Raw genomic sequence first — 20,897 nt, 5'->3', positions numbered from 1 at the left:
ACCATGCAGCGCGAAGACGATCAGGGCCGTAAGCCGGCCGATTTCGAAACAGCCAAAAGCGAACTGTCCGAACGGTTCCAGCAGGAAACGCAGACCGCGACAGAGGCGCTACACGACGCTCGCGACGAACTCGCCAGGAAGGCGGGCGACTACGCTGCTGAAGCGAAGCAGGCGTTGTTCGACAAAGCCGAGGGAACACAGCGCGATATCAGCTCCAACCTGAAGGCCTTTAGCGGAGCCTTGCGAGCAGCAAGCGAGCATCTGGCCAATAACAATCAACGGACCGCTTCGAAGTTCACCCTCGATGCCGCCGGCTCGCTTGAACGCCTTTCATCTTCGTTGAAGGACAAACCATTCGAAGATGTTCTTGGCGAGATGCGGTCTTTCGGCCGCGAAAACTCAGGGGCGCTGATAGCCGGCTCAGTATTGGCAGGCTTGGCGCTGGGGCGGTTTATCAAGAGCTCGCCGCCATCTGCCCGGACCGAGACACCGAGTCGATCGCAAACAGACGGGGGTTCAGAAACGGTTTCGAACTCGGATCAGTCCGCTACGCGATCGGCAGAGGCACCTGACACTACGCCGCCCCCCTTCAATCAGCCTAGAGACGACAGGGATTTGGCAGGCGCAAGCCTGGGGCAGAACCCATGACCAACAATCAGGAAAGTCGCGGCCTCGCAACCCTCGTCAGCGATCTGGCACAGCAGGTCACAAGCCTGCTTCAAACCGAAAGTAGGCTGTTGCGGGCCGAAATGTCGGAGAAAATCAGCAAGGCCGGCGCAGGCGCCGCCGAGGTTCTGGCCGGCGCCATATGCCTTCTCGCGGCCTTGATGGTGCTTTTGCAAGCACTCGTAATCGCCCTGGCGAGTGCCGGCCTGGGAGCGGGATGGTCCTCGCTGCTGGTTGGAATCGTCGTCGCGATACTGGGGATCATTCTCTTGCGCTCCGGCACGAAAAGCATGGCTCCTTCCGAGCTGACGCCTGATCGCACACAAGACCAACTCAAGCGCGACGCGCGCGTGATCAAGGATCAAATAAGATGAGCGAAAAATCCGCAGCCGAGCTCGAGCGCGATGCCGACATCGCCCGTGCTAAAGTAGCAGACACCGCCGATTCGATCCGCAGCAAGATGACACCGGGTCAATTGATCGACGAATTTACCGGGATGTTCGCCGGTGGCGAGGGATCCGCCATGCTTGGCAATCTCAAGTCGCAAGTCAGGGACAACCCGTTGCCATTGACGTTGATTGGAGCCGGCCTGGCCTGGCTGATGCTGGGCGACGGCACGTCGGCAACCAACTCAGCTGCCGCCGCCTATCGGACAGGCACAGCTCCTGACGCTTTCTCTAACTTGCGCGGCGATGATTTCAGCCAGGGCAACGAAGGGTCCGGAATCGGGGCGATGCTCTCCGATACCGCCGGTTCGGTTACATCAGCAGCAAGCGACGCGGCCGAAGCTGCAGCAAACGCTGCAACGGGCGCCAAGGAGAGGATGACAAAAACCGCCGGACAGCTCGGCTCAAGCGCCAGCGAGATAGCGGCTCGGACGCGCCAATCGGCACAAGACCTCTTCGAGCGCGAACCGCTGGCTATCGCCGCAGTCGGCCTTGCGCTGGGCACTGCCATCGGGGTGATGCTGCCCCACACAGCCACCGAGGACGAGCAACTTGGCGCCTACCGCGACAAAATTCGCGACAGTGCGGAGGAGGTTTTCGAAACGGGCCTGGAGCAAGCAAAGCAAGTTGCCGCCGAGGCCTACGAAACGGTCAAGGAAGAGGCCGACCGGCAAGGCTCGGGTGGAGATGCCGGCACCCTAGCAGGCAAGGTCGGCAAAGTTGTGGAATCGACCGCAAACAGAACTGAGGAAGCCATTCGCGATCGTTTGCCGGGGTCGTCGGACGAGTCTTCTACCACCACATAGCGTCGCCACCAGCCTGAATGACGCGCTTGGTCCATACGATGTCATCCGGCACCGTCGCCGGTCGTAACCACACCGGATCGGAAGGGATTGCGGATGTGGTCTTGAAGTAGCGGCATTCACAATGGCGGCTTTGAACGCGGCGAAGGTCTCCGGCGGCACGTCCTCAAACTGGTAACATTTACCGCTGGCCACGAACCATGCCGAGAGGGTTCTGCGTTCCGGATCGTATTCCGTTTGCGTATCGAGGTGAACGCCATAACGCTCACACCTTGGTTCGGCGCGGGCCTGCTAGGTTTCTCCCCTTTGGGTCCTATGACGGTAGTTAGAAGATCGCCAGATCGTCCTGAACGCGGGTCTGCAACGACCTAAACTTGCGTCCCCGTCCACCGCGTGAAGGTGGACCGACCCCGCTACCGCGACGTCGAAAGCCGGCGCTTCAAGCAGAGGCGCGCCTATCGGGGATCGCTTCGCCGTCGGCACCTGACCCGATCGTTCCAGGTCGGCCTGGTCCGGTGCCTGAACGACCGCCTGGAAGAGCTCGCCCCCGTGGAAAGGGGCCTGATCCTGGTCAAGACCCACCACACGAGAAAGAGTTCGCGCGAACCCATCCCGAAATACGGCTGGTGTGTCGAGCATCGGCCCGCGTAGCGACCGACGCCTAAAGGCCGGCAGACAGGCCGCCGACAAGGTCAACCTGAACCGCGCGTTGGGCAACCAAGTCCGAAACCAAGTTCGCACGATATTTGGAATCAAGATTAGTCCGGTTGCCTCCCCGGCCGTAAGCCTTGAAGCGGAACGTTAGCGTGCGCTGATGGTTTTCTTTCAGAGTGGTTGGCAATGCGACGTCAGAGGCATCCAATGTTGACCGTCGAAGGAAAATGGATATGGGACAGCTGGTATTGCCGGGATGATCAGGGACTCTGGCATGCCTTCTTTCTGCAGGCCGATCGCTCGCTAGGGAATCCCGAACTGCGACACTGGAATGTTACCTGGGGCCTTGCCACAAGTCCTGACCTGCGCAAATGGACGTATCGGGGAACGGTTTTCCGGCCGAGCAAAACTCCGTCTTTTGATGATCTGACGATCTGGACCGGCTGCGTTGTGCGGAACGACAGGAATTCATGGACCCTCTTCTATACCGGGACATCACGCGCTGAAGAGGGCAAAATACAACGGATCGGACGCGCTAGTAGCGCCGATCTAGTCCATTGGAGAAGGCAGGGCCTTGCGCTCGAGCGCACCGGTGAGAATGCCGAGTATTACGAGGGTTGCGTTCCGCGGCGCTGGAAGGACTGCTCGCTGCGAGATCCTTGGGTGATACGTGACCCCGAGGGCTCTGGCTGGCTGATGTATTTCACGGCCCGATCGCCGATGCCATCGGATACCAATGCCTCTGGTGCAATTGGCGTTGCCCATTCGCACGATCTTGTAAATTGGCAGCTTCAGCCTCCGGTTTATGTCGGATCTTTCGGGGAAATCGAGGTCCCCCAAGTCTTTCAGCGGGGCGACAAATGGTTCTGCCTCTTCTGCACACATTCACAATGTTGGTCGGAAGAATTCAAACGCAACTATCCGGGAGAGCCGGTAGCGGGCATCCACTATCTTGCTGCCGATCATCCCTTGGGGCCATGGAAACCAGCGGACGGTCCATTCCTATACGGTACATCCGACTGCGAGATATATGCCGGGCGCCTTCTTACACATGGTGACCAGGACTATCTACTTGCCTTCATTTCGGGTCCGGAGGAGCGGTTTTCGGGGACAATCTGCGACCCTATTCCAATCCATTTTGACGCGTGCGGAAGATTGGCGTTGGTCGAGCCACGATCTCCAGATCGGCCGACTTATTAAAGTCTCTGGTCTTCCTTCACGTCGGGCGATCTGAAAAATTGGCACGAGCGCGACCCGCTTTCCGCAGGCTTGTCTGCGGCGTCGGTCGAAATGGGCTTTGCAGCGTGAACGCGTCTGGCAGAATTCCCTTTTCGACCTGGCTCCAGGTTACGGGAGCTGCTATCGGAAAGTGTGGTCCGGCTCTTGGCGAATACGCACCGACCGCCGTGTTTCCTCGCCCATTTCGGAGATAATCCAGGAAGATCCGCCCTACGCGGGCGGACGGCGCAGCCGCCAACACGTAGCGATCGGGATACTTGTTGACCAGCTGCTGCGCCAGCCTGCGTGCATACTGCCTGGCCGCATCGTGGGTGATCGCAGCGTTCAGCGGCGCCATCACATGCACGCCTTTGCCGCCAGTCACCTTCGGCCAGCTGTCGAGTCCTGCTGAACGCAGCATATCGCGGAGCGCCAAAGCCGTGCCGGCAACTAGCTCCCATTCGACTCCTTCGCCAGGATCCAGATCTATTACGAGGTGGTCGGCATGCTCGATATCATCAATGGTGGCGTTCCATGGGTGCAATTCGACAACGCCCATTTCCACCAAGCCAAGAAGCCCATCAAGGTCATCGACCCACAGCCTCACACCTTCGCCACCTTCGCGTTTCTGAACTCGCAGCTGATGCACGGCATCCGGAACTTTGGGCAATCTGCCCTTGTGATAGAACGTGACGCCGTGGGAGTGGCGAACCAGCTTGAGCGGGCGTCGGCCAAGGTGGACGAGCGCCTTCCTCGCTACCTTCGTCCAATATCCGATCAGATCCTCTTTCGAGGGCACGAAGGCGTCGGGCAGCAATTGCAGAATGTTTTCGGGCGGGACGCCCAAACTTTCATCGGACGGCGGCCGCTTACGGGCTAAACGCGGCGCGCGGGCTGGTGGGCTCAGATCATCGCGCAGCCCCTTGAACACCGCCTCACGCAGCAGTCTGTCATTGGTGATCCCGCTATATTGGATTTCGGCCTCGACTGCCGGGTGCACCCAAGTTGCCTTGGGCTTGTCTATCGGTTCCGAGAGGGGAGATTTCGCCACAATCAGTGGGTCCAATCGTTCACGCACTTCGCGTGCATCGCGCAGGGTATAGCCGCTTTGCGCCTTGCCGGCATAGTGGACGCGATTCCCCTCGCGGCGACCGAGATAAAGCGAGGCAATCCTGCGCGGCCTTGCACCGAGTTTTTCAACGAAGGCAACGATCGGAAAATTGTCGCTCTTGACGCATTTGAGCTTGAGCCAGCTCTCCTGCCGGCCGGAGCGGTAACGAGAATCCACGCGCTTCGAAACAATCCCCTCAAGGCCCATTTTGCACGCGTGCTCGAACACGGTCGGCCCGTCGCCCTCATAGTGGTCGACGTAGACCAGCGCCGGCGGCACGCTCTTCAAGAGACGTTGCAAGGCGCGCTTGCGTTCCAGCAGCGGAGCCTCCCGCAGATCCTTGCCGTCGAGATGAAGGATATCGAAAGCATGGAAGATCAGCTTTGTCGATTGAGGATTCCAAAGCTCGCGGCGTAGCGCTTGGAAGTCAGGAAGTCCCATAGCGCCTAATACAGTCGCCTCGCCATCGATGATTGCGCGCTTTGCTTTTAGCTCAGCCGCAGCGCGGACGATCGCGCCGTATCTGTCGGTCCAATCGAAGCCCCGTCGCGTCAAGGCCTGCACTTTGCCCCGATCGACGACCAACTGAGTGCGGTAGCCATCGTATTTGATTTCGTGAATCCATCCCTGGCCCTTGGGCGGCTTCTCGACCAGCGTGGGCATTTGGAATTCGACAAAAGACAGCCGGCCAACGCTAGGCTCGGTAAGCATGAACCCGCACTCCAGACACTACGATTTGAATCAATAGCCCTTGTTCGAATCGGTTCCGAAACAAAGTGCGGTCCCGGCGGAGGTTGGCATTGCTTCACGGTTGTCAGGTGCGCCAAGATGCAGGACGCCGATGGCGGACGAGCAAAGGCGCGAGGCGCCGCGTCGTGGGTCATCCCTCCTGTATTTGTTGACTCTTAAAATTATGTAGAGCTAATATAGAAGGCGCTACTGTTTATCAGCAAGTCCCTCTAACTTGATCTGTTCGACTTGTTCGTTTCAGATTTAATTGAACTCTGCGACCAGCAGAAACAAACGCCATAAGCTTATGAGGATATATGGGAGATGCAAGTCCTCTCCCTTTACCGTGCTGAGCGTAGGATTGTTAAGGATTCTTCTGGTCGCTGACCAGCCTGTTCATGGCAATTATTATACGAACGATCTTTGTCCTTGTGAGATTCGCGGGAAGCTTCTTCTCGATGACCGAGTCGACGTAGTCGATGTCGCAATCGTCCTTGCGGCCGATATGTCCGGCTCCATCAACCAGATAGAGGCCACGCTACAACGCGAGAGCTACGCGGCTGCTTTGGAATCATCGACCGTGCTGAAGGTGATCAAAGAGGGTATGCACGGCAAGATCGCTGTCACTTTTGTCGAATGGTCGAGCCGCGGCTCCTTAAAAACGCGGCTGGATTGGACCGTTCTCTCTGACGCGAATGATGCGTCGGCTATCGCGGAAGCAATCCGGAAAAAGTCGCAAGGCCAATACCGTGATCCGCACAGTGCGAAAACGTCGATCTCATACGCCATTGACGTATCTGTTGATGCGTTCGACAAACTTCCTGTCCCGACGTTGCGCAGGGTCATCGATATCTCAGGCGACGGAACAAACAATGACGGATCTTCACTTGAGGAAAGCCGCCAGAGAGCGCTTCAGAAAGCCATAGTAATCAACGGTCTCCCGATTGGAGCGGAAGTGGAAAATGGTGAGACGACTTCGGAATATTATGAGCGGCACGTTATCGGGGGGGCCGGCTCGTTTATCATTCCAGCCGACAGCTCGGCTGAATTCCAATGGGCCATAATAAACAAGCTAGTCCGAGAAGTAAGTTCCATATCCGGCGAGACACGCTCTTAGGCTGCTGACGGCGGCATTCGCGGGCGACCCAGCCCGGGTTGACGACCTAATCGTGCTTGGCGAGAACGCGGCCGACTGTGGAGGGATGGACGTCGAACAGGCGGGTCGGCCTCGGACGCGCTCGCTGGCATTGGTCACTCTTCGCCATTTGTCTTCGTATTGCGCTCAGCTGAGTTCTTGGGCTAGTCCGATGAGGAGCCCTTCAGGCCCACGGATGTAGCAGAGCCGATACGCGTCTTTATACTGGACTACTTCGCCTTCGAGCTGCGCGCCGCGCGTGCGGAGCCTTTCAAGCGTCTCGTCGATGTCGTCCACGGCGAACATGACGCGGAGGTAGCCGAAGGCGTTGACCGGGGCGTTCCGGTGATCTGCGACGACAGGCGGCGTGAGGAAGCGGGAGAGCTCGAGCCGGCTGTGGCCGTCCGGTGTGCGCAGCATGGCAATCTCGACACGCTGATCGCCCAGTCCAGTGACACGTCCGGCCCATTCTCCTTCGATCGTGGACCGCCCTTCGAGCTCGAGGCCGAGTTCGCGAAAGAAATCGATCGTCCCTCCGAGATCTTCGACGACGATTCCTACGTTGTCCATCCGCTTGAGCGCCATGTTTCGAATCTCCAGGGTGTCGTTCCAATCTACAAGGTGTCGCCTAGTCTAACAGCGGACGCTTGAGTGCCCCCAACACCGATAGATGATGACATGTGGACGTGCGGTCGTGTCCACATGTCTACAATTCTGCGGCCCCAGGGGGCTAAGGACAGGCATCACGAAACGGATGTGGTGAGAACGCCACATGCAGCAACCGAGCAACCCGCCGCACATCGTGCCGATGCGGAGGCGCGCACGAGCGCGGCCCTACTGATGCCGCGCGAGCCGGTCCATGGGTGCGTTTGCTTCGGCCAAACTAGCCAGCGCTTGCTCGACTTTTTGAGCCGAGGCGTCAGTGCGCTTGATGTGCCGGATCATTTGCTGCCTCAACCGCGCGAGCCTTTCCGCGCGATATACATCGCCGTATCTCGCAGTTTCAAGGTGGAGGGTCGCGAGCCTCATGGGCGACGATTCCGATTATCTAGCAGTAGAAATTCGCGAATCCGCCTTTCGTTCCGATGTCCGACCTTGCCCTCGCAAAAGCTGGCCGGACGGCCGCGACGAATGAGCCGCATCCCTGCCAAAAGAGAGATCGTCCGCTGATGCTGCTCAGTCGACCGCGGGTCCAACCAGACGGTAGCGGAAGTGATTTCGGATGTGGCCGTTGAAGAAGCGGCCCTTGGCGAAGGCGGCTTGGAACTCGGCGAAGGTCTCCGGCGGCACGTCCTCAAACTGGTAGCATTTACCGCTGGCCACGAGCCACACCGAGAGGACTTTGCGCTCCGGATCGTAATTCCGTTTTGTGTATCGAGGTCGACGGCATGACGTGACTACTCCAATCAGGGAGAGAGTCCATCTGAAGTTGCCCGCGCCCACGGAGAGGAAGGACGCGGGCTGATCGGGAGGGGACACCGATCTCGCAGCACAGAAGATGCTGCAGGAGGCGAACGTCCTGCCCATGCCGGTGTTCCATAGGAAACAAAAAAACCCGCCGCACAGGAGAGCGACGGGGCGATCAAGCGGTCACCGAGCTCGGGTGGGTCGGGATTTGCCCGGTTCACGGATCGTGGAAAAATCCTACGGCGCCGGCTGCGGCGCGTCTACCAACCGCCGGTTGGCGCGGTTGCTTGTTTGACAGACGCGCGCCTATGATGACTGCTTAAAAGCGCCGATCGAGCCTTTTGCCGAGCGGCTCGTTGTGCGGAAAGGAACGCTATGGCCGAGCAGGAGCAGTGGCAGCTGCAAGGCAGCGCCGCGGAACTCTACGAGCGCTACCTGGTCCCGGCAATCACAGCCCTGTGGGCTGCCGACCTGGTGGATCGTGCTGCGCCTCAATCTGGTGAGCGGGTTCTGGACGTAGCTTGCGGCACCGGCGTGGTGGCACGCTTGGCGGCCGAGCGTATAGGAAGTGGGCAGGTCGTCGGCCTCGACATCAACACGGGCATGCTTGCCGTTGCTCGATCCCTCCCGACAGGCGCTGGACCGCGTATCGACTGGCACGAGGGAAGCGCGCTCGAAATGCCGTTCCCTGACGCCACCTTCGATCTGGTTCTTTGCCAGCTCGGACTGCAGTTTTTCCCGGACCGGTCGAGTGCGCTACGTGAGATGTTCCGGGTGCTGGTGCCTGACGGCCGACTGGCCTTAAGCGTTTTCAGCGCTATTGAGCGCACTCCTGCGGCAAAGGCGCTGGTGGACGCCTTGGATCGACACCTCGGTCCAGGCGCTTCGGCAACGAAACGGTCCGAGCATTCACTCGCCGATGCGGACGAGCTTTACCGATTGGTGGCCGGGGCGGGATTTCGTCAGGTGACCATCCACACGACGACACAGAACATCCGATTCCCCTCGTCAAAGGAATATGTGCGTACAGCTGGCAGCGACTCCGCAGGCAGGGCTGGTCAGCGGAATGGATGCCGGACACCGCGACGCAGTCATCGCAGCGATTATGGGTGATGTAAGTTCTTCGCTGGCAATCTATTCAACTGGAGGGGAGCTGATGTTCCCCCAAGAGGCTCACGTCGTGCTCGCACGCAAATAGCGCAGCTCACTCTGCGGCATCCGGTGTTCAACAGCGCCCACGGAAGTGAGCCTAATTAGAGGAGGAGCGTAGCAGCCCCTCCTCCTTGACAGCAACCTCGAAGGCCTTCCTTACGTCGTCGGGCGTGCGCTCGCCATCATGGACGGCCATGCAGGCCTTAACTGCCTCCACATAGTCCCCGCTTGGTCCACTTCATGAATTCAGCAGCGGCTCCCTCGACATTGTTGCAGCCGTAGGTGAGCCCAGGTCGGTCGGTCTCGATGTTGACGGGAGGGTGAAACCAATGGATGGCCATGATACCTCCTACTCAGGCGAGAGATACATCTCCGCCTCTTTAGCGGCAGCCACGAAAGCCTTTCGGATCACGTGAGGGTCAATCGGGTCGCCCTCCAGTGCTGACAGGCAGAGGGTCCACGCCTTGTGCCAGTGAGGTCCTCTCCGGGTCCACGTCTTGAGCTGCTCAAGGGCTGCCCTCGCATTGTTGCAGCCATGCCTGGCACCTTCCGTTTCAGTCTTCACGAACACCGGAGGGACGAACCAAAGGGTTGCCATGATACCTCCTACTCAGGCGAGAGATATACGGTCGCCTCCTTGGCCGCCGCCTCAAAGGCTTCACGGACCTCTTGGGGGGACACTCTGCCCTCGAACGCGTCAACGCATGATGGGACCGCCTTCGTCCATTTCGAGCCTTTGTGTCCCACGCCACGAGTTCCTGAGCGGCTCCCTCGACACGTTTCGCCTTCACGTAGACGGAGGGAGAGAACCAGAGGAGTCTCATGATGAATAAATTAGGGGATGCTCACTTGTTTGGTAGAGGCGAGATCACAGCGGCGGCTCGATCGAGTTCTCTGACCGGCTCTCATTTCCGGGTCATGCCAGTCGCTTACCGCCCCAGCGCTTGTTTCAAAGCCGACAGAAGTTCTTCCTCGTCCACCACTCCGGCCATGTAATTGGCAATAATTCGGGACGCGAGCGTTTCGCGTTGTTGTTCCGATTGACCGTCAAACCTCAAGCGATTGAACACTCGGCCAAGCAGCGCCAGCTCGGACCGCTCGGTTACCTTCCCGAAATGCCATTCAACAAAGTCTTTGAAATCGTTCTCGCCAAGTTGCAGTTGAGGAAATCCGATCTTTACGTGACGCAGGCTTTTCATTTGTTGCCGGCGAGCCGCTCGAGCAACATCCTAGCATCAGACGTGGATGTCTGCTTCGATGCAGTGACGAAACATGAACTGGCCGGCCGGAGAGTGATTGCGCCCGGCGGAGCTGCCGCAAATGCATGCCGGAGGCATGGCCTCAAGCCACTTGTATCTTGTCATCCAAGCGCCCCGGGGCAGGACATATGAAGACAAAGCCGCCGAAATTTCGGCCGCCATCAAAAGGTTCTTGTAAGGGGTGGCAGATGCTCATACCGCCTCGGTTTGCGTTCGCGCCGCTCAGCGTTCGATCTGATGCCTGGGTCATTTGATGAACGTCACAGTGTTACAAAAAGCTCGTAAGCTGTTGATTCCATTACAGCGACTCAGAGTTCAATCCTCTCTCGCAGCACCAGTTTCAAGGCTTTCTGGAAGGGCTTCTAAGCCGCCCTGTGCGCAGCTGCGCGGGGCCAGCGCGCGGGGATGCGCGAGTGCGCCGGATCGACCGCCGCCACCTTGTCTCAGTTTGGAGTTCGGCCGCGGGTGGCGAAGGTTTTGCCAATCGCGTGTTTGCAGCCTATGCTTCGATATCGGCCGCCGGTGCTGCGGATGCAGCCGACAGTAAGAGGGTACGTGCTCTTGCCCGTCCGGGAGAGAGCCGTGTCCCAGTCCCTTCCTCGCAATCATGTGCTGAAAGCCCTCTCCGCAGAGGATTTCGCGCTGCTGCTGCCGTCAATGCATCATGTCCAACTCGACCTCAAAGCCCAGCTGGAGGTCCCGTATCAGCCGATCGAGCATGTGTATTTTCCAGAAGCGGGTATCGCTTCGGTGGTCGCCACCATGACTGGAGGGCGGCAGAGTGAAGTCGGGATCATTGGCTTTGATGGCATGACAGGCGTTGCCGTCATTCTCGGCCAAGACAGCTCTCCCAATGAGACCTACATCCAGGTCGCAGGCAATGGCTGGTGCCTGCCGGTTGAGAATCTTCAGTCTGAGGTGGCAAAGAGCCAGTCGCTTCGCGCGTCGCTGCTTGCCTATGCCCACGCCTTCCTTGTCCAGTCGTCCCGGACGGCGCTGGTCAATGGCCATTCCAAGATCGAGGAACGGCTGGCCCGCTGGTTGCTGATGGTCCACGACCGAACCGAGGGAAACAAGATCCACCTGACGCATGAATTTCTGGCGACCATGCTCGGCTCTCGGCGCCCCGGGGTTACCACCGCCCTGCAAATGCTTGAATATCGGGGGCTGGTTCACGCCAGGCGCGGCGAGATCTCAATCGTCGACCGTGCCGGAATGATAAAGCTCACACACGGTGCCTATGGCGACGAGGAGCAACGTCACTTCGGCTAATGCATATCGCACAAAAGCATGCCCTCGGGCCTGACCCAGGGCCTGACCCGAGGGTGTGCAGCGGTTTTGCGATAACGACATGCATGAAAACAACATCCTAAAGCGCGTCGCATGAGGCCGGTCAAACGCGACGCGCTCCGCCTGATTGTCCGATATCAGACATATGCTTGAAGGCCGCAGCATGTTAGACGAAAGTCGTATAATTGGCAGGGAGGAACTGTTGATGAGCCACACTTTTCACACAGTCACGGTTGAAGGCGCGGCGGAGGCCTATGTCCTTTCCAGAGGCAAGGCTCGGTATCTCTCGATCGCGCAGGCGATCCGCGCCATTCGAACACTCATGCCGGCTTGCAAGGCCACCAACCACGAGTTGGAGGAGATGCTGGCGGCGGCATGCGTAGTGCACGGCGTGCCCGTTGCCTTCGACGCCAAAACAGCCGATGGCCTGGAACCACGGCTCCATTCGTAGGCCGGAAATGTCCACGCCGCTGCAGAAGCCAAATTCATTGGATGTTCGGCAAGCGATTGTCCCCTACCTGATCGATCATGTCGACAATCCAAGCGTTTCGATAGTCGAAGTGACCATCGCCGTGAGGAAGATGTTTCCACTTTGCGAACTCACGGATTGGCAAATTGGCGATCTCATTGCGAGAAGCGCCATCGACGCGGGATTTGCGATCGATTTCGATGCGGCCCCCTAGACGCCTCTGGGCAGCAGCATTGCGGCGCCTCGGTCTCTCACGGCGGAACCAGGCTGGTAGCGCACATCGTCCGCGACGATGGCGCCGCATGTTCCCGAGCGGACTTGCGCGTCGCCGGCCTGCCGAGCGCAGCTTATGCTGGATCATCCTGAGCGGGAGCCTGCTATAATCCCGTATGGCCGCTCGCATAGTGGTTATCCTGGCGCTGCTTTCCGCCTTCGCCTACGGCTTCGCAAAACTCGTGGAACGTTATGGCGACGCCGGCGACAGGCCCTCTGCGTGTGAAAAATGGCCACAGCCTGATTGTCCAGTCCCAAACGCGCCGCCTCAAGAAGAAACCAGGCCTTGAGCGGGCGTTCGCGGGCGCCGCCAAACATCGGCGTCGATAGGCCGTGGCAGCCGTTTCGCGCACCGCCGGTGGAACAAGAATTGCTCCGCATCGTTGAGATGACTAGGCAACCCGCCGCGGTAGCAATCAAGCACCGCAGCTGAAGGTTGCTTGGAGGCTATTATGGGAAAGCAACTTACATTGGCTGCGGCAGGCATGCTTCTGCTCGTCGGTGTCAGCGCCGCTGCCGCTCAGGACGTCATTATTCAACCCGAGCATGACACCGTGATCCGCGAATACGTGAAAAAGAAACCGGTGGCATCACTCAGCCTTCCTGGCGTCGAACTCAACATCGGCACAGCTTTGCCCGAAACAGTCGAGCTTTATGAGGTGCCGGACGTTCAGTACCGCTACGTCGTCATCGATGGCCGAACTGTCCTGGTCGATCCAGGTACCCGCAAGATTGTGAAGGTCTACGACTGACGTGACCCCACGCTGAAGCCCGTCGTGCCGAAAGGCGCGGCGGGCTGGCGCCTTCCCGATATGCCGATGGCAGAGATAGAAGGTGCAATATCGCGCTGGAACAGTCATGCAACGGCGTGAATTGCGAAACGCGTAAAATCCCGACAGACACCGGCGAGCAAACTCCCGCGAACAGTTCCGAATATATTGGAAGATGCTGATTTTTATCGATGCTGGTGATTGCCGGCTTCCCTCACCACCTTGACCTCCACCGTCATGCCGAGAAAGCTCGACGCGCTGCCGCAGTAGCTTCCCGAAAGTGGGATGGCTTGCCCGGGATGCCTGGCCACAGCCACCCGGATCAGATCCCGGTTGCCGACAATGCCGTTGGTGGGATCGAACTCGACCCAACCCGCGCCGGGCAAATAGACCTGGCACCAGGCATGCGTCGACCCGCCGCCGACGACAGAACCGCTGTCGCGGTTCGGCACATAGACATAACCGGTCACAAACCGGGCGGCAAAACCGAGCGAACGAACCGCTTCCATCATGAACAGCGCAAAGTCTCGGCATGTGCCTCGACGCAGGTGCAAGGTCATCAGAGGCGGTTGCGTCCCTGATTCAGTTCGACGCGAATAAACAAAGCTCTCGTGGATGGCGTAGCAAAGCGTCATCAGCAATTTGCCGGTCTCGGTGCGCCCTTTGGCGCTCACGAACTGTCGTGCCCATTTGCCGATCTCGTCGCATCATCGAGGTGATGGCGCTCGATGGTTTGGCTGAGGTCGGTTGCCTCGTCGGGATCATAGGAAAATGGATAGCTGAGTGCTGCGTCATCGATACGGAAATCGGGCGCATGCTGCGGCGTGTGATCGAGCCGAATGTCTGTCACGAAACGCAGTTCGTCGCCCGAGCCGTTGAAATCGATTACGGCAACGCAGTTTCCGAAAACGTCGTGGATCCAGCCAATCTCTTTCGGCTCGGGGTCGACTAACAGGGCGTGATCCAGAAGTCGCTGATCGAAACTGTCGCGCGGCCTGAACATCAGCCGGTGCTCGCCGAATGTCACCGGCTGCGTATAGCGATAGACGGTCGTGTGCTTGACTGAAAAGATCGGCATTGGCTTGCGTCGACCACCTGCGATATCAGCGCCATCATATAATCTTTTTTGATGTGCAGCGGACAAAATGGGGCTGCTGCCCCTCAAGACGGCCGTATCAGGCGGACTGATGAACAGATCGGCGCGGCTAGCGCCGAATTGATCATCCATGCTGGCCCGCTGTTCTTGGTTCTGTCGGCAGCATGGCCGCGAAAGAAGCAGCGGACTTGCGCCGCAGGCCTTTTGCAATCTCTAATTGGTAGACTCTCTCAAGACCGGGGAAGTTAATCCTTGCGCCGCGGAGGGGCCAAGGCGAGGAACGTCGCAAACGGGAGGAAGCAATGAATGAAGACTACGAACTGGCCATAGACCACGACAAGCCTTACGAAATAACTGCTTTCGCTAAAAAGCACGGCCTTACGACAAGGGCTGCCGAGCTGATCCTTTTCGCCTATAGCCCGTCCCGAGCGGCGTGCGATACTGCCGCAACGGCTTTCCTCACCGCCGTCGCCGTGCAAGCCAAGAGACAATCGGCGCGCTAGCCGATCGTGACATCGGGGCGTCGCGGCGATCGTATTTTGATGCTGGCGGGACAGCGCCCCTCTGTCCTGCCGGACATCTCCCCCACAAGGGGGGAGATTGGCAATGTCACTGTGGGCGCCCTCTTTGCGACGTCGGAGATTGGCGAAAGCGGTCCCGACATCCGATTTCCCCCCAAGTGGGGGAGATGTCCGACAGGACAGAGGGGGGCGCCTCCCTCCGCCATCAACGGTTCTGCACCGTCGTGACGCTCTGAGGTAACGGCATGGATCCTAGGGTCTGCGCCGCGTCGCTTCGCTCCTTGCTTCGCCCTAGCTAGGACGACGAAGGCGCGCCGATCGACGGCGCAGCCTGGATATTGAAGACTCAGGTGAGGCTTCTGGACCAGTCGTCTACCTGGCGCTCTGCCTCTTCCTTGGCGATTCCATACCGCTCCTGAATGCGTCCTGCGAGTTGGTCACGATTGCCCTCGATGCGATCAAGGTCATCGTCGGTAAGGTCGCCCCATTGCTCCTTGGCCTGGCCTTTGAACTGCATCCATTTTCCCTTGATTTGATCCCAGTTCATGAATTCCTCCTTTGTTGTCTAGAGGAAATGCAACTGGACACCACATGTTCCCAAACAGCGGATCGCCATGACGATTATTGCCGATGACGATTGTCATTGGCGACGCGGCAAACACGCCGCCGGCCGGAGCCAGCGGGGCGATTGGAGCAGGACGGGAACGATCCGCGTCTTGAAATCACACTCGCCGGAAAGGTCCCTCAGCCGGATCAGCTGGCGCGCGCCAAGGCTATCGATATGACGTTGTCTGCATCCGCCCCCGGCAGATCGAACAGCATCGGAAGTTGGCGGGTCATGGCCATTTCAACGATCAACTCTTCGATGGAAGCTGTCGGCAGATCGGTCTCGAGACTATTCGAGATCATCGAGGCAAGCTTGTGGACTGGCACTGGTGCCGACTTCGCACGGTCGTCGAGCAACCTGCTGATTTCGATTACAACGTCTGCGTCAATGCTCTTTGGCAATTCGCGCATGGCTTTTCCTCCCTGCCCATATCATGCGCGTGCCTGAGGGCTGAGTCTCGAAAAATCGACGTATGGACTTAACCAGATACGTGCTTCGACCCGATTGCTTTGGCCGGGCGCTCGGGCCTGCGGCGAAAAAGCAAATTGCATTGGTGTCGCATGCGGCAACGAATTCGCCCGTTTTGCGTTGGCCAATCGTACATCGTGAGCAAACGTGACCAAAGGAGAGTAAGCATGACAGCCGACGCGGCGAAGCTCTATCCCCGCCACCGGGATCGGATCTCCGGCAGCGAAGCTTATATGGTAAGGCATTTTGCCCGACAGAACGGCATCACCCCAGCGCAAGTCCATCAGTTGATCAATAGATATGGAAGCAACCGCGCCAGGCTGGTGGCTGCGGCGAAGGAGCTTCGCGCGTCGCTCCGACCGGATGTCCCCAAGGCCATGCTCGCCTCGGGGCGCCGCGCCGGGCGTCTCAGCGCCAGTGTTGATGCTGGAAATGGCTTAGGGACGCAGTGAGCGGACTGCGGAAAACAATCTAGCCGACGACTTCGTTTTAGACTTTTCGATCCTGGCCGCCGTCGCCGGCTTCTGTTTGCGATTTACTTGCTTCAATGGTCGCCTCCAGGTCGGACCGGCTGCCATATCGAACCGAGTAGGCTCGTGTAAATTCGGCGCCCAACAGAAAGATCTCGGACGAATAGAAGACCCACAGCAGCACGACGAGCAGTGCACCGGCTGCCCCGTATGACGAAGCGATGGCGCTGGTCCCGATATACCAGCCGATCAGTGACTTGCCGATCGTGAAGAGAAACGCCGTCGCTACGGCGCCGACGCCAACGTCGCGCCATTGCAGCGCGCGGTCGGGCAGTATCTTGTAGATTGCCGCAAACAACAGGGCGATCATGGCAAACGACACGATCCCGTTGATTGCGCTCAGGATGAGGGTGCCAAAGGGCAGATATGCGTTGATGATATCGCCAAGCGCCGAAATTGCAGCGCTTACGACGAGGGATACCAGCAGCAGAAAGCCAAGCGCCGCGACGAGACCCAGGCTGGCAGCGCGCGCCCGGACGAGCCGTGAAATCGATGTGCCAACCGGTTTGACTTTCCAGATCTCGTTCAGGGCAACCTGCATTTCGCCGAAGACGCCGGATGCGGCAACCAACAGCGTGACGAGCCCCAAAATGCTGGCAAGAGTTCCCGCCTCTTTTTGTGACGCGTTCTCGATTGTCGCTTGCAAAAGCTCGGCGCTCTGCGGACCCATCAGGCCCGCCAGCTGGGCCGAAAGCGCCAGTTGTGCGGCATCGTTTCCGAAGGCCATGCCTGCGATGGCGACAACGATGAGCAGGATCGGCGCAAGCGAGGTCGTGGCATAAAACGCCATCGCTGCGCCGTGGCTCAAGGCATTGTCATTGATGAAGCCGACAATGCTCTCCTTAAGGAGCGTCCAGCCCTCTTTCGCCACATCCCACATGTTTGCCTCGCCTGCTTCTCAAGCAAATAGAGGCAGTGCCGCGGCGGACCAGACCGTGGCAGGTCGCAAACCTCTATAGGATTGGGAGCTGGAGGTCGCTCGGCAGCGACCGCTCACAGTCCCTTTCAGGCTCAGTCGAAGAACCAAATCCTCTGTGCAGAGCAATCAGGTGACGGATCCCCGCTTGTTTGGCGCGACCTGCCCCGCGGCTCTTCTTGTGAGACCATCCTGCGTCGGGAAGGCCGCGAATGCCGCGATGGCCAGATAGACCGGAATCCCCAATTCGAGGATTTCCTCGAACACTGTCGAGGTATCGTTCCGGGCAAGATGGATGCCGAGAAATGTGAGATTTGACGGCGCCCCGTCGATGACCTTCGAAAGGACGGCGCAACCGATAGCGGCGGCAATGGCAACGGCAGTCGCCTCGCCGTGGCGAAGCCCGTGCACAAAGCTACGGAGGCCGTCTTTGAGGAGAAAATAGAAGGCAACGGCGAGGGCGATAACGACCGTCGCGCCGATCAGCTTTTCCAACAGCGGAACGTCAGGCGAAATGTAGAGGGTGGTCTTGGTGATGTTGTGGGTGGTGAAATGCGCATGGAAATCCAGCTCGCGCAGGCACATCGCGATCGAGATGGCAACGAGATACCAGCGCTTGAGCAGCTCCCGATAGGACATTTCCCGCACAAGCGTCGCCACGACGATCAGGTAACCGGCGGCCGAGAAGACTTCGATGGGACCGCCCTCGCTGAGGTAGAACTTCCGTATGTCTTCGGGAAGAAAGGCGAGCGGCAGGGCGATGAGAAAGACGAGCACCAGCAGCGCAAGGCCCATTTGAATGAAATAATGGTCCTTGCCGTAACCGGTCTTTCTTTCGCTCCATGCCATGTCTGTCTCGCCCATGTCTGTCGCACCGACTCTCTATTGATCGTGATTTCACTCAATTTGAAAGATTGGGCCTTTGTCAAGTTGCCGCTCCGCATGCCGCGCCCGATGCCCGGCCGCTTGCCGGCGCTCTGACGGCATGACTGCGCAAGCGTGACGAGCCTGGTCCGGCCTAGCGCGGTGATGGCTGTCCTGTCCAGAAACGTGCCTTTGTAGCGACGACGACCCGTTCGCTCACGCCACCGATCGCCGCCATCGACCCTGCGGCGGTGTTAATCGATCGACACCCCACCGCCTGTTGCGTACTGTTGGACGCTCTCACGATCCAACCAACGGAACTGTGACAGTTGTCGCATAATTGATCGGATATTGGTCGAAGTACGGGAACTCGATCACGAAAGCATATCTGGCCGTGAGATGCGCCATGCGGAAGCCGCCGCTGGGAGGGTCGATTGCTATCGTCACATCGACATCTTTCAATCCCAAACCCAGCAATTTTTCTGTGGCTATGGCCTCTATTTCGGCCTCGGTCAGCGAGTTCTTCAAATGCAGCGCACGTGAGGACGTTTCCAGCGTATAGCGAACGCTGGACATGGCATTCAGAGCCCAGCCGAATGCGAAGATACCGAACAAAAGCATTATCAGAAAAGGTGCGATCAGCGCGAATTCCAGCCCAGTCCCGCCTGATGCATCACGGCTGAACGCTCTCGCGATCCGCTTAGCGGACACGGATCACCTCTTGATGGCCGATCTCGCGAGAAAGAGAAAACGCGCCAAAAATGAAGGGCGGGGACCAGGTCGCCGTCGCTTTTATTTCCACGAAGACCGAGGGAGCTTTCGTCCCCCCGTTGCACAGGCTCGATGCATCGACCACGGTGCTTCCGCACATGTATTTCCGGCCCAGTGTAACCTGTGCGCCTTCGGGATGGTTTTCCCAACTTGAAAGGGCGACGGCTTGGGTGGCCGCGTCGTCGGTGGCTCCCTCCATCACAAGATTTGCCGCCGTCTTGACGCTTGCGCGCATCGACAGCGAGCTTGATACGAAAGACCAGCCGTCAATGATGCCGAAAAGCACCAGGCAAAGGATCGGCACAATCAGGGCAAACTCCACCGCAGCAACACCCGAATCGTTCCGGAAAATCCGACCTGACCGCCGTTCCATGACGATTACTCGACAAGGTGAACGGATTGCGCGGCCGGAATCTCTCGCATTCCGAGGCTCGTGCAATCCTGCTTGATGCTTGTAGCGCCGGACCACTCTATCGTATCGGCGACGACCTGTGTGCAACCACCCTGGCCCGAGAAATTGCCGAGATATTTAACCTCCTGCGTTGGAAAATACAGAACGCCTGTCAAAAGCGAATCCGCCGTGCCATTAAATGTGTTCGATCCCGCCAGGTTTGCTCTGTCGCCGTAAAACAGCACACCCGAATAGGTGCCTGACGTCGGGGCGCTAAGCTTGACGGTGGCCGTGCCGTTCATGCTGACGCCGGAGCTGCCGGCCAGATAGATGATGACTCCGTCGCCGGAAATATTTGCGTTCGCGCTTGCTTTGAAATCGCCCCCCTCAACGACATATACCCCAGGCGAGAGCGTTACACTGCCGCTCAAGCTGAGCCCCTTGCAGTATCTTCCAGGTTGCAAGGTCGACTGATTGTCGTTTTGACAGGGGTTCGTGGCTGGCGGCGCCGGCAAGTCGGCAAAAGGATCCGCAGCGGGCAGCGCCTGCGTAAGCGGGTTCGCGCAAACGGTTTTTACAACGTTGCTCAATGAAACACCGCCTGCCGATATCAGGCAATCGGCCTCCAGATATGCCGACCCTTGAAGCTTGAGGCCGTCCGCGGCGATTGAATCCGACATGACGGAGCAGCCGGTCAGCTTGAGGTTCGAACTGCCGGAAAAGAGCGCCGCTCTCGAAGCGGAAGGATTGAGCGCCAGAACGCAGGCTTTTGACGCGTCCGTGATAAGAGCCACGGCCCTTGCCTGTGCGCCGACCGCGCTTTGACTGAATATCGATGTGAAAAATCGATCGAGCGTCTGATGGACGATGACCTCGACCGCCTTTTTTGCGACATTCGGTCCGGACGATGGAGGCGTGAAGACCTCGATTGTGCCTGTCGATGGTCCCCAGCCGTTCGTGGTCGCTGACAGCGTCGCGGCCGAGACAATCGTTGGCTTGTCGGATCCCGAAACTTTTTCCAAAGCGCCAGCATAGGCTGCCGCATCCGCCACCGCCTGTAGCTTCAGGCTGCTGTAATACCAATAGGAAGTCTCGACACCGAGGCCCGCTCCGCCGACAACAATCGGCAAAGACAGGGCAAAAATAATAGCAACGTTGCCGCTCTCGCTATTTCGTAGCGGACAGCTAAAAAAACGCCTGAAGGTACCGCCACCCCATCCCATTTGCCTATTCAAGCAGCGATGCATAAAGAAATGACTAAGAATTTCACTCGATTTGTTAGCTGCGCTCCTCGCTATCCGCCGACGCTCAACCAGCTTCCAGTTCCCCCGGGGGCATGCGCAAGAAATTG

Annotated in this window: 25 protein-coding genes and 1 pseudogene; 12 read left to right on the top strand and 14 right to left on the bottom strand. The window is 58.6% G+C overall.

Going from position 1 to position 20,897, the window contains the following annotated elements; all coding sequences use genetic code 11:
- From M727_RS42555 to M727_RS0129270, 3 genes are all read left to right on the top strand, one after another.
- Positions 1-648, top strand: a 648-nt coding sequence (locus M727_RS42555; RefSeq protein WP_198032700.1) for a hypothetical protein, incomplete at its 5' end; no start/stop codon positions are given.
- On the top strand, positions 645-1,040 hold the full coding sequence (locus tag M727_RS0129275; protein WP_023800246.1) for a phage holin family protein: 396 nt from the start codon (positions 645-647) through the stop codon (positions 1,038-1,040). The genes M727_RS42555 and M727_RS0129275, both read left to right, overlap by 4 nt.
- Positions 1,037-1,918 carry a hypothetical protein gene (locus M727_RS0129270; RefSeq protein WP_027155576.1) on the top strand — a complete coding sequence of 294 codons (882 nt, stop codon included), beginning with the start codon at positions 1,037-1,039 and terminating at the stop codon, positions 1,916-1,918. Before M727_RS0129275 ends, M727_RS0129270 begins: the two co-directional genes overlap by 4 nt.
- Here the strand turns inward: M727_RS0129270 and M727_RS40765 are convergent.
- Complete coding sequence (locus tag M727_RS40765) at positions 1,811-2,110, bottom strand: KTSC domain-containing protein (RefSeq protein WP_245269040.1); 300 nt, start codon at positions 2,108-2,110, stop codon at positions 1,811-1,813. The genes M727_RS0129270 and M727_RS40765 overlap by 108 nt on opposite strands.
- A gap of 666 nt (positions 2,111-2,776) precedes the next feature.
- Here M727_RS40765 and M727_RS40755 point away from each other — a divergent pair.
- Entirely contained in the window at positions 2,777-3,769 is a 993-nt protein-coding gene (locus M727_RS40755) for a glycoside hydrolase family 68 protein (RefSeq protein ID WP_084646954.1), read from the top strand.
- A 16-nt stretch (positions 3,770-3,785) separates the two neighbouring features.
- Here the strand turns inward: M727_RS40755 and ligD are convergent, their stop codons facing one another.
- Entirely contained in the window at positions 3,786-5,609 is a 1,824-nt protein-coding gene (gene ligD / locus M727_RS37950) for a DNA ligase D (protein ID WP_051505792.1), read from the bottom strand.
- A gap of 379 nt (positions 5,610-5,988) precedes the next feature.
- Here ligD and M727_RS37945 point away from each other — a divergent pair, with 379 nt between their 5' ends.
- Entirely contained in the window at positions 5,989-6,744 is a 756-nt protein-coding gene (locus tag M727_RS37945; RefSeq protein ID WP_198032718.1) for a DUF1194 domain-containing protein, read from the top strand.
- Between the two features lie 165 nt (positions 6,745-6,909).
- Here the strand turns inward: M727_RS37945 and M727_RS0129245 are convergent, their stop codons facing one another.
- Both M727_RS0129245 and M727_RS41895 read right to left on the bottom strand, forming a co-directional pair.
- Positions 6,910-7,347, bottom strand: a complete 438-nt coding sequence (locus M727_RS0129245) for a VOC family protein (RefSeq protein WP_027155573.1) — start codon at positions 7,345-7,347, stop codon at positions 6,910-6,912.
- A 591-nt stretch (positions 7,348-7,938) separates the two neighbouring features.
- Complete coding sequence (locus M727_RS41895) at positions 7,939-8,085, bottom strand: KTSC domain-containing protein (protein ID WP_023802242.1); 147 nt, start codon at positions 8,083-8,085, stop codon at positions 7,939-7,941.
- 459 nt (positions 8,086-8,544) lie between these two features.
- On the opposite strand from M727_RS41895, the gene M727_RS37935 reads away from it, so the two are divergent.
- On the top strand, positions 8,545-9,282 hold the full coding sequence (locus M727_RS37935; RefSeq protein ID WP_084646952.1) for a methyltransferase domain-containing protein: 738 nt from the start codon (positions 8,545-8,547) through the stop codon (positions 9,280-9,282).
- Positions 9,283-9,927: 645 nt separating this feature from the next.
- On the opposite strand, the gene M727_RS43345 is transcribed toward M727_RS37935, so the two are convergent.
- On the bottom strand, positions 9,928-10,068 hold the full coding sequence (locus M727_RS43345) for a DUF982 domain-containing protein (RefSeq protein WP_245269039.1): 141 nt from the start codon (positions 10,066-10,068) through the stop codon (positions 9,928-9,930).
- Positions 10,069-10,250: 182 nt separating this feature from the next.
- On the bottom strand, positions 10,251-10,520 hold the full coding sequence (locus M727_RS37930; protein ID WP_036263870.1) for a hypothetical protein: 270 nt from the start codon (positions 10,518-10,520) through the stop codon (positions 10,251-10,253).
- A gap of 642 nt (positions 10,521-11,162) precedes the next feature.
- Between M727_RS37930 and M727_RS0129205 the strand changes: the two genes are divergently transcribed.
- From M727_RS0129205 to M727_RS0129190, 4 genes are all read left to right on the top strand, one after another.
- On the top strand, positions 11,163-11,852 hold the full coding sequence (locus M727_RS0129205) for a Crp/Fnr family transcriptional regulator (protein WP_027155571.1): 690 nt from the start codon (positions 11,163-11,165) through the stop codon (positions 11,850-11,852).
- A gap of 223 nt (positions 11,853-12,075) precedes the next feature.
- Complete coding sequence (locus M727_RS0129200; RefSeq protein WP_027155570.1) at positions 12,076-12,321, top strand: hypothetical protein; 246 nt, start codon at positions 12,076-12,078, stop codon at positions 12,319-12,321.
- A gap of 7 nt (positions 12,322-12,328) precedes the next feature.
- Complete coding sequence (locus M727_RS0129195; RefSeq protein ID WP_027155569.1) at positions 12,329-12,553, top strand: hypothetical protein; 225 nt, start codon at positions 12,329-12,331, stop codon at positions 12,551-12,553.
- A 511-nt stretch (positions 12,554-13,064) separates the two neighbouring features.
- Positions 13,065-13,364 carry a DUF1236 domain-containing protein gene (locus M727_RS0129190; RefSeq protein ID WP_023800265.1) on the top strand — a complete coding sequence of 100 codons (300 nt, stop codon included), beginning with the start codon at positions 13,065-13,067 and terminating at the stop codon, positions 13,362-13,364.
- 203 nt (positions 13,365-13,567) lie between these two features.
- Here M727_RS0129190 and M727_RS37925 read toward each other — a convergent pair.
- A pseudogene (locus M727_RS37925) lies at positions 13,568-14,460 on the bottom strand (transglutaminase family protein).
- A gap of 320 nt (positions 14,461-14,780) precedes the next feature.
- Between M727_RS37925 and M727_RS0129180 the strand changes: the two are divergent.
- Positions 14,781-14,981, top strand: a complete 201-nt coding sequence (locus tag M727_RS0129180; RefSeq protein WP_036263866.1) for a hypothetical protein — start codon at positions 14,781-14,783, stop codon at positions 14,979-14,981.
- Positions 14,982-15,345: 364 nt separating this feature from the next.
- Here the strand turns inward: M727_RS0129180 and M727_RS0129175 are convergent, their stop codons facing one another.
- Positions 15,346-15,546, bottom strand: coding sequence for a CsbD family protein (locus M727_RS0129175; RefSeq protein ID WP_023800267.1), 201 nt, complete (start codon positions 15,544-15,546; stop codon positions 15,346-15,348).
- Between the two features lie 206 nt (positions 15,547-15,752).
- On the bottom strand, positions 15,753-16,016 hold the full coding sequence (locus tag M727_RS0129170; protein ID WP_027155567.1) for a hypothetical protein: 264 nt from the start codon (positions 16,014-16,016) through the stop codon (positions 15,753-15,755).
- 225 nt (positions 16,017-16,241) lie between these two features.
- Here M727_RS0129170 and M727_RS39360 point away from each other — a divergent pair, with 225 nt between their 5' ends.
- Positions 16,242-16,526: a DUF3606 domain-containing protein gene (locus M727_RS39360; RefSeq protein WP_051505790.1), complete on the top strand. Its 285-nt coding sequence runs from the start codon at positions 16,242-16,244 to the stop codon at positions 16,524-16,526.
- Between the two features lie 37 nt (positions 16,527-16,563).
- Here the strand turns inward: M727_RS39360 and M727_RS37915 are convergent, their stop codons facing one another.
- The 5 genes from M727_RS37915 to M727_RS0129135 form a co-directional block, all read right to left on the bottom strand.
- The gene (locus M727_RS37915) at positions 16,564-17,484 is read right to left on the bottom strand and encodes a YihY/virulence factor BrkB family protein (protein ID WP_023800270.1); all 921 of its coding nucleotides are present in this window, start codon (positions 17,482-17,484) and stop codon (positions 16,564-16,566) included.
- Between the two features lie 165 nt (positions 17,485-17,649).
- Complete coding sequence (locus M727_RS0129155; protein ID WP_156941670.1) at positions 17,650-18,369, bottom strand: hypothetical protein; 720 nt, start codon at positions 18,367-18,369, stop codon at positions 17,650-17,652.
- A gap of 315 nt (positions 18,370-18,684) precedes the next feature.
- Positions 18,685-19,095 carry a TadE/TadG family type IV pilus assembly protein gene (locus M727_RS0129145; protein ID WP_023800272.1) on the bottom strand — a complete coding sequence of 137 codons (411 nt, stop codon included), beginning with the start codon at positions 19,093-19,095 and terminating at the stop codon, positions 18,685-18,687.
- A complete protein-coding gene (locus M727_RS0129140; RefSeq protein WP_027155565.1) occupies positions 19,085-19,528 on the bottom strand; it encodes a TadE/TadG family type IV pilus assembly protein in 444 nt (147 codons plus the stop codon). The genes M727_RS0129145 and M727_RS0129140 overlap by 11 nt, the downstream gene beginning before the upstream one ends.
- Positions 19,529-19,533: 5 nt before the next feature.
- Positions 19,534-20,769 (bottom strand): pilus assembly protein TadG-related protein, encoded by a 1,236-nt coding sequence (locus tag M727_RS0129135; RefSeq protein WP_027155564.1) that lies wholly within the window; start codon positions 20,767-20,769, stop codon positions 19,534-19,536.
- Between the last annotated feature and the right edge of the window lie 128 nt (positions 20,770-20,897).

It is taken from the genome of Mesorhizobium sp. WSM2561, assembly GCF_000513915.1.
Lineage (GTDB): Bacteria > Pseudomonadota > Alphaproteobacteria > Rhizobiales > Rhizobiaceae > Mesorhizobium > Mesorhizobium muleiense.
Note: the sequence above shows the minus strand (reverse complement) of the source record. Positions and strands in the feature narration are given on the sequence as shown.